Here is a 10,625-nt window from a genome sequence, read left to right on the forward strand (position 1 = left end):
CCCCCCGCCTTGCCCTAAAAATCGGACGCGACCCATGCTTGAGGCGACCCCGCTCACCTGCGCGATCCTCGACGACTACCAGGGCGTCGCCACCACCCTCGCGGACTGGTCCCCGCTCCGGGACCGCGTCGCGCTGCGCCCCTTCCGCGAGGGCTTTGCGACCCAGGACGCCCTGGTCGCGGCCATCGCCGACTGCGAAATCGTGGTGATCATGCGCGAGCGCACGCCCTTCCCGGCCGCCCTGTTCGCGCGCCTGCCGAAGCTGAGGCTCCTCGTCACCTCCGGCATGCGCAACGCCGCCATCGACCTCGCCGCGGCCAAGGCCCACGGGGTCGTCGTCTGCGGCACGGCGAGCGGCTCCGCGCCGCCGGTGGAGCTGACCTGGGCGCTGATCCTCGCGCTGTCCCGCCGCGTCGTGCCGGAGGCGAACGCGCTGCGCGCCGGCGGCTGGCAGACGAGCGTCGGCGCCGACCTCGCCGGCCGCCGCCTCGGATTGCTGGGCTTGGGCAAGATCGGGACCCGCGTCGCCCGGATCGGCCAGGCCTTCGGCATGCTGGTCTCGGCCTGGAGCCCGAACCTCACGGAGGCGCGGGCGGCCGACGCCGGCGTGGCGCTCTCAGTCTCCAAGGCGGCGCTGATGGCCGAGAGCGACGTGGTCTCGATCCACCTCGTGCTCGGCGACCGCACCCGCGGGCTGGTCGACGCCGCGGCGCTGGCGCTGATGCGACCGCACGCCCTGCTGATCAACACCGCGCGGGCGGGCCTCGTCGACGGCCCGGCGCTGCAGGCCGCCCTCGCGGACGGCCGCATCGGCGGCGCCGGCCTCGACGTGTTCGAGATCGAGCCCCTGCCGGCGGACTCGCCCTGGCGCAGCCTGCCGAACCTGCTGGCCCTCCCCCATCTCGGCTACGTCAGCGAGGCCAACTACCGCACCTACTTCACCGAGGCGGTGGCCGACATCCAAGGCTTTCTCGACGGCGCGCCGGTGCGGGTGATCGGCTGACGCTCGCGATCGTCGCCGGATCGCGTGCGGGTCCCTTCTCCCAGGGGGAGAAGGACAGGATGAGGGGCGTGCGTCGTCCGGAGAGGGCACTCCCGTCATCGCAGCCCTCTTGCCCCCGGGCTCCGTGTTCATCCATCTCGGTTGAATCTCCCCGAGACCCGCTTCAAGCCGGTCTTCCCGGGGCTGCGAAGTAGAGCCCGGGACCCATAGCCACCGGAGCAATAGCTTGCCGCTCAGGTCGCCCGAGTAGCGCCGTCATTCCTCATAATGCGAGTACCCGATAACTGGCACCGCATCTTTATCGGCCTCTTTCACTGGCTTTCGGACGCTACCGTCGAATGGATTGAGGCCAGGCACGGTGAATAGTTCAAAGTCAGATATTACGCGACCCTTGAGCACGTAAACAAACTTTCCGCCAACATCCCACTCTACTGCGTATGACATCGTGCGAAGAAAGGGATAAACCTTTGTAACTTGCGGGCCTCCGCCGATGGCGCCCCTCCGTTCTTTGCGTCGGTCAGTGAATTCAGGGTCACTTAACATTTCTGCCAATACAACGAGTGGCTCGTAATCCAACAGCACTGCAGTATTTTCGGTGCGCGCGCGTGTAATTTTGTCTTCCAGCTTGTCACCAATTCTCTTGAACAATTCTCCAGTATAATCTCCGATAAAGGCGAGCTCGGCAGCATCCGCCTCCTTCACTCCAAACGATTTCCAAATGCCAGCTTTGGCCGACACATACTTTTTGAGAGACCTGTCGTAAAATATGCGCCAGATCATAAATTTCGAGGCACGCCAGGACCAGCCACCGAATAGAAAGCTTGTTATAGTAAGCTCATCTTCAAAAACTTCCGGATACGGTGTTTTCGTGTGCTCCGACAAATCTGTTTAGCAGATGAACAAGTCGTGTTCGTAAAAAATTGATGTCAACCGCGCGATCAAGCACGCGCTTGTATTCATATATAGAATTTTGAAGTTGTAATATAAATGGATAAGCAATAGTTGTTGATCCTGCGAAGCTGATGCAGCAATCTTCCCTGGGCAATGAAAATACTTTTTGGCAGTGATCTACGTTTCCACCGCCCGTCAATCGACTATCAGAGGCAAAAACAAGCTCCGGAGTTTTGCCAGCGTTTCGAACCCAAGCAATAGAAATCGTCATGAGAATCTTACCCCCGTAATATTTATTTCTTTATCGTAATATTTTCGTTATTTTTCGTATGCGTGGTCTCACACTTATTAAACGTGACCTTCTTGACTCGCTTCTTAAACCGCTCAGGATCGTCGTCGCACTCAAGTTCCCGAACGGCTTGCATGAAGCACTCAGCCTGCGTCAGGCCGTCGTCAAGCGGTGTCTTGTCGGCACCGAGCTTTGTAGTTGGCTTGTGAATCAATGTTTTATCGTGTGCGTTTTGCATCAGCCTTTTTCTTAATTTCGGTATCAATCGCATAGTGTGAGCTTGGATCACGCACGAAAGTTGGCCCAATAAATTTCAATAAACCTTTCTTTACGAGTTTATCTAAATCCTTTTTAGTTGTGTTCCAAGTTCTCGATGTTAGACGGGCGGCCTCTGCGACGTGAATTTTGTCATTTCTAAATGCGTAACCAATAATAATCACTTCGTGATTCTGCAATTCTTTCCAGCGATCTACGCCGCAGTATTCTACCACGTCTCTGTCTGTCGTCCGCTTACGAATTGCGTGATCGTTTCTGAGCGTGACGCGGACAGCAACGCCATGGATTGCTTCTTGGGAAAATGACGGCTCTGGAAGATTAGATTCGATCATACTTTGACGCATTCTACGTGTGCCCTCACGCGACATGCGGACGTACCCCAGAAATCGGAGGCCATCCATGAGGAACGGATTGCGTGAGGCGCGCTGGCTATAAATATTAACCGCGGTAACAGGTGGAACAAAACTGCCGGGGCTTTCGATTTCCAATCTGTCAGGAAAGAACTTCACAGTTATCTCTGAGCCGCTATAGCTGTAAGATCGATGAACGCATGCGTTTACAAGGGCTTCAAACCATGCCCATAGGGGATACTCTGACGATGTTATGAATTTTCCATCACCGTTAAGCCAAGTCACGTCGTACAGAAGTGCAGCAATCTGCTTTTGTGCGTCGTTTAATATCTTGACTATATTTCCTTCGATGTAGAAATCTCTGACCGGAGAAAAGTCGGAACCCGCACCTACAATCAATGTCAGAAAACGCTGTACTCTCACTCGACAGCCCGGGATCACATGCCGTGGATTTTTTGCGGCTATGAGGGCTAGAGCGTTCCTAGGCTCTACCTTATCCTCTTTTTCTGTCAGCATTGATCGATCGATGAGGACTTCACGATCGGACCAGTCTAGTTTGTCTTCTCGTTCCCTAAATTCATCACAAAGATCAGTGATAATCTTGGTATCGAAGTCTTTTGGAAATTCTAGAAGCAATCTCTCTGCTCGTATGATCGCTCATGCCTTGTAGATTTGTAATCTTCCTTTTCCTCCGATGACATCTCACATTTGATGCTGCCGCGTCGGGTAAAGGCCTTGCCCTTGTTAGTTTCAACCAATACGCTGCGGTATGGTAGATAGATAGCAATTATGAAGTTATTTCCGCTTAGTGAATATACTGGAACTCTTTTTACCTCAGGAGCGGCGAGAGGGCATCGCTGCATGTAAAACGTTTCTAGTTTATCAAGCTGCTCTTGAGTTAGGTGGGCGCAGCCGGTTATTTTTTTGTTGTCCTCAACTCCAAAAATAATGACGCCACCGTCAAGAGTGTTGGACCACATCGACCAATAATCAATAAGATCGTCCCAATGAAGTTTTTTGGCTGATTTGAACTCAATACGATTGTCTTCGCGAAACTGGGAGATATGATGTTCAGTAAGCCGTAGCCATATTTCACGGGGCGTCCAGAATGCCGAATGACGCCCCTTCTCGTCAAGATGCGCGAAGAGGTCTAACTGCGGAGCGTTCATCGCGCCTACCATATGTGGTGTGATGAGCACCTACTCATCACACCATATTTTGATCCTAGGGCTGAGCGCTTTGGTACGTCAGCCATTTGCCTATAATACCACAAAGTGCGCTATCGGCTCATCCCACCCTTCTCCCCCTGGGAGAAGGAGCCCCGTCGCGCTGCCCCGGGATCACCCCTTCACCAGCGGGCAGCCGCCTTCGTTCAGAGGCCGGAAGACGTCCTTGCCGGGGTTGATCGCCAGGACGTTGTAGAGGTCCCACTCGCCCTTGGATTCGGAGGGTGTCTTGACCTCGAACAGGTACATGTCGTGGATCTTGCGCCCGTCGGCGCGGATCGCGCCCTTGCCGAACAGCGGGTCGTCGGTCGGCATCTCCTTCATCTTGGCGACGACGGCCGCGCCGTCCTTCGCCGAGTGCAGTGCGGCCACCGCCTTGAGGTAGTGCAGGAAGCCGCCGTAGACGCCGGCCTGGTAGGCGGTGGGCTTGCGGCCGCCGTCGCGCTTGGCGAAGCGCTCGGAGAAGGCGCGGGTCTGGTCGTTCAGGTCCCAGTAGAACGCCTCCGTCAGGGTCAGCCCCTGGGCGATCGTGGTGCCGAGCGCGTGGATGTCGGTGGAGGAGATCAGGAGGGCGGCCAGCGCCTGCCCGCTCTCGCGGATGCCGAACTCGTGCGCCTGCTTGATCGCGTTGGCGGCGTCGCCCCCGGCGTTGGCGAGCCCGATCACCTTGGCGCCCGAGCCCTGCGCCTGGATCAGGAACGAGGAGAAGTCGGCGGTCGGGAACGGCGTCTTGACGGTGCCGAGCACCGTGCCGCCGTTCTTGAGCACCACCGCGCGGGTGTCGCGCTCCAGCGCGAGGCCGAAGGCGTAGTCGGCGGCGAGGAAGAACCAGGTGTCGCCGCCGCGCTTCAGCATCGCCTTGCCGTTGCTGGTGGCGAGCGCCACCGTGTCGTAGGTCCAGTGCACGGTGTTGGGGGTGCATTGCGCGCCGGTGAGGTCCGGCGTGCCGCCGCCGGAATTCACGAACACCTTGTTCTTCTCGCGGGTGATCGCGTTGACGGCGAGCGCGACCGAGGAGGTCGGCACGTCGAACACCGCGTCGACCCCGTCGCGGTCGTACCATTGCCGGGTCAGCGCCGCGCCGATGTCCGGCTTGTTCTGGTGGTCGGCGGAGACGATCTCGACCGAGAGCCCGTGCTCGGCCGGCTTGAAATCCTCGAGCGCGAGGCGCGCGGCGATCACCGCGCCCTCGCCGGTGGAATCGGAATAGACGCCCGAGCGGTCGTTGAGCACGCCGATCTTGACGGGGGCGAGGTCCGCCTGGGCGAGATTCTGCGGGGCGGCCTTGTCCTGGGCGAGCGCGGCGTGCGCGCCGGTCAGGCACGCGGCCGCGATGACGAGGTGACGGATCATGGCGTCTCTCCCGGGGACGCCGTCGGCGGCGTTCATCGCCGCTCGACCCTCGCGTCCGGACGCCATTGAGCGCGAAAGCCGGCCCGGTGTCAGCCTCCCGGCATGCCGGATCGGGCCGGCTGTAACGGGAGCCCGGATCAGCCGGCCGCCAACCCCGGGATCGGCAGGCCGAAGGCCTGCGCCAGCAGGACCGCGTTGAGGCAGAGCACGAGGGCCGCGCCGGCCAAAGCGGCGACCTGCGTCGCCCGGCCGTTGGCGAAGGCGCCCATCAGGTCGCGGCGGCGGGTGAACAGCACGAGCGCGACCATCGGCACCGGCAGCGCCAGGGACAGCACCACCTGCGAGAGCACCAGCGCGCGGGTCGGGTCGACGCCGACGCCGATCACCACGAAGGCCGGCACCATCGTCGCCAGCCGCCGCACGACCAGCGGCACGCGCCAGCCGAGGAAGCCCTGCATCACCATCTGCCCGGCCATCGTGCCGACCACCGAGGACGACACGCCCGACGCGATCAGCGAGACCAGGAACGCGCCCGCCGCCGCAGGACCCAGCAGCGGCGTCAGCGTCTTGTAGGCCTGGTCGATCTCGGCGACCTCGCTGTGGCCGAGGTGGAAGGCGGCCGCCGCCATGATCACCATGGCGATGTTGACGAGGCCCGCGAGCGCCAGCGCCACCACCACCTCGCGGTTCGAGTAGCGCAGCAGCACGCGCCGGTCGGCGTCGTCGCGGACCCCGCCGCGCCCCTGCGTCAGCCCCGAATGCAGGAACAGCGCGTGCGGCATCACCGTCGCGCCGATGATGCCGACCGCGATGGTCAGCGCCTCGGCGTCCGGGATCCGCGGCGTCGTCAGGCCCCTGGCCGCGTCGGCCCAGGCGACCGGGGCGACGAACAGCTCGATCGCGTAGCAGAGGCCGATGGTGGCCACCATCGTGCCGATGACGATCTCCATCCAGCGGAAACCCCCGCGCTCCAGCAGCAGGATCGCGTAGGTGACGATTGCCGTGACCACCATGCCGGCGAACAGCGGCATGCCGGTGAGCAGCGACAGCCCGATCGCGCCGCCGAGGAACTCGGCGAGGTCGGTGGCCATCGCGGCGAGCTCGCTCACCGCCCACATCGCGAGGCGCACGGGCTTGCGGAACTCCGCGCGGCAGAGCTCGGCGAGGTTTTGGCCGGTGACGATGCCGAGCTTGGCCGAGAGCGCCTGGAACAGCATCGCCACGAGGTTGGCGGCCAGCACCACCCAGAGCAGGCGGTAGCCGTACTTGGCGCCGGCCTGGATGTTCGTCGCGAAGTTGCCGGGGTCCATGTAGGCGATCGAGGCCATCACGGCGGGCCCCGTGAACAGCAGGAACCGTCCGCGCCCGACGGCCCGCCCGTCGAGCACGTCGCGGATGCCCTGCTCGGTGCGCCGGCTCAGGTTTTCGCGCTGCGGTGCGATCCGGCGGCCGGCCGGCGTCTCCGCGAGGGGTTGGTCCATGGACGTCGCCGCGCTTCCGCACGGCCCCGTGCCGCGCCTTGTATAGCATGAGCTATAAAGATGCGCCCGGGCTCAAGGTCAAGGGCGATTCTTGCGCCGCGCCGGGGCTCGCCTTCCGCCGCGCTTTTGCTAAACAGGGGCCTCGCGCCGCAGCCGACCGGCTTCCCGGTGTGTCCGCAGGGATCGCGCGCAAGGACGCCGCAGGGCGTCCGCCCACGCGACCTGCTCGAGGGGAGAGAGCCGGCACCATGCAGGATCCGCCACGATCCGAGCCCGCGCTCATCGATCCGGAGGTCCACGTCGAGAGCTTCCGGCAGGCCCGCGAGGCCCGGCGCTCCGAGCTCGTCGAGGACTACGTGGAGTTGATCGCCGACCTGATCGGCGACGGCGGCGAGGCGCGCCAGGTCGACATCGCCGCCCGCCTCGGCGTGGCGCAGCCGACCGTCGCCAAGATGCTGAAGCGGCTGGCCGAGGACGGCCTGGTGCAGCAGCGCCCCTATCGCGGGGTGTTCCTCACAGAGGCCGGCCGGGCGCTCGCCAGCCAGGCGCGCGAGCGCCATCGCATCGTCGAACGCTTCCTGTGCGCGCTCGGCGTCAGCCCCGAGACCGCGCGCCGCGACGCCGAGGGCATCGAGCACCACGTCAGCGGCGAGACCCTGGAGGCGTTCCGGCGCTTCAGCGAAGGCCGGCCCGACGCGTGACGTTTGTTGCCTTCGACCGGGGCCGAAGGCGTCCGCCGCACGGGCGGCGGCGCGCGTTCGCGCTTGCGGACGGCCTCCGGCCGTCCGGACGGGCTTCGTCGTGGGGTTCGAGGCCGGTCACCCGAACAGGTCGACGGTGGTGAAGCCGCGGTCTTCCAGGCGTTCGGCGAGCACGCGCCGGTGGCAACGCTCCGGGTCGCGCTCGAAGCAGAGCAGGCAGGTCGGCGCGGCCTCGGCCATCCGGGCGAGCTCGTCCAACGCCAGGCCGCCGTCGGCGGTGTCGAGCACCGCCTCGCAGTAGATTTGGCGCATCAGCGTCGCGTCGTGGGCGCGGGCGGCCTCGCGCCCGGCCTTCGGCGTGCCGAGGCTGCGCAGGTGGGCGTAGGCGAGGCCCGCCTCCTCGACCCCGGCCTTGAGCGCGCCCTTCGAGAACCCGCGCTTGCGCGAGTTGGCCACCGCCCGCACGTCCGCGAGCAGGCCGCATCCGGCGTCGCGCAGCGCCCCGGTCAGGCGCTCCGGGTCGAGGCCTTCGTATCCTATGGTGAACAGAACCTTACCCAACCCGAGCCCTCCGAAGAAGCGAGGCGGCGGCGTGACTTAACCGAACCGGCGCGCGGCGCGCGGACGCCGTCCACGCGGTCATGTGTCTCGGCCGACACGGGTTCCGGAATTCCGCCGCATTGACGGCAAAAGTCTGTTAACCGCCCCGGGGTCATCGAATACCTCTGTTGTGGCGCTTCACCAGATGGCGGGCCGGGCATCGATGTCGCTGAGGAATGCTCGACCCGTGGATCTCGCTCCGACCTCGGCCGGCCTGCGCGCCCTCGCCAAGTCCACCTTCGCCAAACGCATCCTCGCGGCGACGCTGCTGGCGAGCCTCGCGGCGTGCGCGGCCAACAACGACTTCTACCCGACGAACGGCGACGCGAAGCCCCATCCGGGCGTCGCGCGGGCCAAGAGCCATCCGATCCAGGGCATCGACATCTCGAAGTGGCAGGGCAACGTCGACTGGGCCTCGGTCCGCGCCGCCGGCACCCAGTTCGCCTTCATCAAGGCGACGGAGGGCGGCGACCACGTCGACGACCGCTTCCGCGCCAACTGGGACGCGGCCGGCCAGGCGGGCGTGCCCCGCGGGGCCTACCACTTCGTGTTCTGGTGCCGCTCGGCCAAGGAGCAGATGGACTGGTTCAAGAAGAACGTCCCCAACGATCCGACCGCCCTGCCCCCGGTGCTGGACGTGGAGTGGAACGGCCACTCGCAGACCTGCCCCAAGAAGCTGCCCAAGGCGCAGGCCCTGGCGATGACGACGTACATGCTCGAGGAGATGGAGCGGTACACCGGCAAGCGGCCGATCATCTACACCGACATCACCTTCCACAAGGACGTGCTCGAGGGCGAGCTGCCCGACTACCCGCACTGGCTGCGCTCGACCGCGGCCGAGCCCGAGCAGCGCTTCGCCAACCGCAAGTGGATGCTGTGGCAGTTCACCTCGACCGGCCGCGTGCCGGGGGTGCGCGGCGACGTCGACCGCAACGCCTTCTACGGCACGCCGGCCGAGTGGGCCTCGTTCCTCTCCACCGATTGCGACCCGCGCGAGCACGGGCGCCTCGCCCAGCAGGGCCTCTGCACCGGCAAGTAGTCCCCCGGTCCGCGCTTGCGCGGACGGGTCATCCGGGCCCCAAGGCGTGCGCGGCGCAAAACCCGCGCGCCGACGCTGAAAAATCATCGAATTCGTGCATATTCTGTCAACTAATGGACGGACCGGGCCGTCGCATGTCCTGTAGGTTGTGACGTTCCAACTCCTACCGTCGAATCGCATGCCGGCCGCGTCCTCTTCCCCGTTCGACGGAAATCGCCTGCTCCAGGACCTGCAGGACGCCGACCGCGCCCTGCTGGCGTCGCATCTCGAACCGACCACCTACGCCAAGGGCGACGTGATCTTCGCCGCCGGCACCGAGGTCGGCGCGATCACCTTCCCCTGCCGGCAGACGGTGGTGACCCTGCTGATCGCGATGCAGGACGGCCGCAGCGCCGAGACCGCCACGATCGGTTGCGAGGGCGCCGTCGGCGGCGTGGTCAGCGACGGCCGGGTGCCCGCCTCCACCAGCGCCGTGGTGCAGATCGGCGGGCCGGCCCTGCGCCTCGACGCGGCGCACCTGCAGGAGGCCAAGCGCCGCTCGGCCACCCTGCGCGCCCTGTTCACCCGCTACTCGGACTGCCTGCTCGCGCAGGTGCTGCAATCGGTGGCCTGCAACGCCCTGCACCCGATCGAGGCGCGCTGCCTGCGCTGGCTGCTGACCCTCCAGGACCGGATCGCGGGCGACGTGCTGCCGGTGACCCACGAGCAGCTCGCCGCGATGCTCGGGGTCCAGCGCACCTATCTCACCCGCATCCTCAGCACGCTGCAGGCGCAAGGGCTGCTCCGCGTCGGGCGCGGCCGCATCACCGTCCTCGACCGGGCCGCGATGGTGGACGCCGCCTGCGAGTGCCACGGCGCCGTCCACCGCCACTACGACACCGTCCTCGGCGCGGGCCACGCCGTCGCAGGACCTTCGGAGCGCGCGGCCCAGCCCGGCCGCGACGGGATCGCAGCGAGGCGCGATGCCGCCCGGTGACGCCCGCCCGGACCGGGTCGCGCTGGTGTCGGCCCACGCCGCCGCGCCGCCGGCCGAGACCGGGTTCGACGACACCGTGCTGCTCGCGCGCGAACTGCTCGGCGCGCCGGCCGCGTTCCTCGCCCTCGCCGACGGCGCGGGCCTGCAGGTGGCGGCGCAGCTCGGGATCGCCGCGCCCGGCGGCCGGGCCCCGGCGGGGCTGCTCGAACGGGGCGGGCTCTGCCAGGAGCACGTCGAGCAAGGCGAATCCGGCATCCTGTCCGTCCTCGGAGGCGCCGGCCCCCGCCCGTTCCGCTTCCTCGCGGCGCTCCGCCTCGAATCGCGCGGGGGCGTGCCGCTCGGGACGCTCTGCGTGCTGGACGACGCCCCGCGCGCCGGCCTCACCCCGGGGCAGGAGGCGGGCTTGCACGCGCTCGGGCGCCGCACGGTCGGCCTGCTGG

Annotated in this window: 11 protein-coding genes and 1 pseudogene; 5 read left to right on the forward strand and 7 right to left on the reverse strand. The window is 65.2% G+C overall.

Annotation, left to right across the window (positions count from 1 at the left end):
• The first annotated feature begins 34 nt into the window (after window positions 1-34).
• On the forward strand, window positions 35-1,003 hold the full coding sequence (locus FV229_RS22160; RefSeq protein WP_147754035.1) for a D-2-hydroxyacid dehydrogenase family protein: 969 nt from the start codon (window positions 35-37) through the stop codon (window positions 1,001-1,003).
• A gap of 255 nt (window positions 1,004-1,258) precedes the next feature.
• On the opposite strand, the gene FV229_RS22165 is transcribed toward FV229_RS22160, so the two are convergent.
• The 6 genes from FV229_RS22165 to FV229_RS22190 form a co-directional block, all read right to left on the reverse strand.
• Window positions 1,259-1,885, reverse strand: a complete 627-nt coding sequence (locus FV229_RS22165) for a hypothetical protein (RefSeq protein ID WP_147754036.1) — start codon at window positions 1,883-1,885, stop codon at window positions 1,259-1,261.
• Between the two features lie 302 nt (window positions 1,886-2,187).
• Window positions 2,188-2,421, reverse strand: a complete 234-nt coding sequence (locus FV229_RS22170) for a hypothetical protein (protein WP_147754037.1) — start codon at window positions 2,419-2,421, stop codon at window positions 2,188-2,190.
• Window positions 2,402-3,445: an ATP-binding protein gene (locus FV229_RS22175; RefSeq protein WP_147754038.1), complete on the reverse strand. Its 1,044-nt coding sequence runs from the start codon at window positions 3,443-3,445 to the stop codon at window positions 2,402-2,404. The genes FV229_RS22170 and FV229_RS22175 overlap by 20 nt, the downstream gene beginning before the upstream one ends.
• Window positions 3,436-3,978 carry an ATP-binding protein gene (locus tag FV229_RS22180; RefSeq protein WP_187275245.1) on the reverse strand — a complete coding sequence of 181 codons (543 nt, stop codon included), beginning with the start codon at window positions 3,976-3,978 and terminating at the stop codon, window positions 3,436-3,438. Before FV229_RS22180 ends, FV229_RS22175 begins: the two co-directional genes overlap by 10 nt.
• A gap of 171 nt (window positions 3,979-4,149) precedes the next feature.
• Entirely contained in the window at window positions 4,150-5,388 is a 1,239-nt protein-coding gene (locus FV229_RS22185; protein WP_147754040.1) for an ABC transporter substrate-binding protein, read from the reverse strand.
• Between the two features lie 137 nt (window positions 5,389-5,525).
• Complete coding sequence (locus FV229_RS22190) at window positions 5,526-6,869, reverse strand: Nramp family divalent metal transporter (RefSeq protein WP_147754041.1); 1,344 nt, start codon at window positions 6,867-6,869, stop codon at window positions 5,526-5,528.
• A 248-nt stretch (window positions 6,870-7,117) separates the two neighbouring features.
• On the opposite strand from FV229_RS22190, the gene mntR reads away from it, so the two are divergent.
• Complete coding sequence (gene mntR, locus FV229_RS22195; protein WP_147754042.1) at window positions 7,118-7,570, forward strand: manganese-binding transcriptional regulator MntR; 453 nt, start codon at window positions 7,118-7,120, stop codon at window positions 7,568-7,570.
• 117 nt (window positions 7,571-7,687) lie between these two features.
• Here the strand turns inward: mntR and FV229_RS22200 are convergent, their stop codons facing one another.
• Entirely contained in the window at window positions 7,688-8,131 is a 444-nt protein-coding gene (locus FV229_RS22200; protein ID WP_147754043.1) for a DUF488 domain-containing protein, read from the reverse strand.
• A 253-nt stretch (window positions 8,132-8,384) separates the two neighbouring features.
• On the opposite strand from FV229_RS22200, the gene FV229_RS22205 reads away from it, so the two are divergent.
• The 3 genes and pseudogenes from FV229_RS22205 to FV229_RS22215 form a co-directional block, all read left to right on the forward strand.
• Window positions 8,385-9,209, forward strand: a complete 825-nt coding sequence (locus FV229_RS22205) for a glycoside hydrolase family 25 protein (protein ID WP_238271567.1) — start codon at window positions 8,385-8,387, stop codon at window positions 9,207-9,209.
• Window positions 9,210-9,387: 178 nt separating this feature from the next.
• Window positions 9,388-10,185, forward strand: coding sequence for a Crp/Fnr family transcriptional regulator (locus FV229_RS22210; protein WP_147754045.1), 798 nt, complete (start codon window positions 9,388-9,390; stop codon window positions 10,183-10,185).
• A pseudogene (locus tag FV229_RS22215) lies at window positions 10,172-10,625 on the forward strand (hypothetical protein); the annotation flags it as partial. The gene FV229_RS22210 and the pseudogene FV229_RS22215, both read left to right, overlap by 14 nt.

Source organism: Methylobacterium sp. WL120 (genome assembly GCF_008039465.1).
GTDB lineage: Bacteria > Pseudomonadota > Alphaproteobacteria > Rhizobiales > Beijerinckiaceae > Methylobacterium > Methylobacterium cerastii.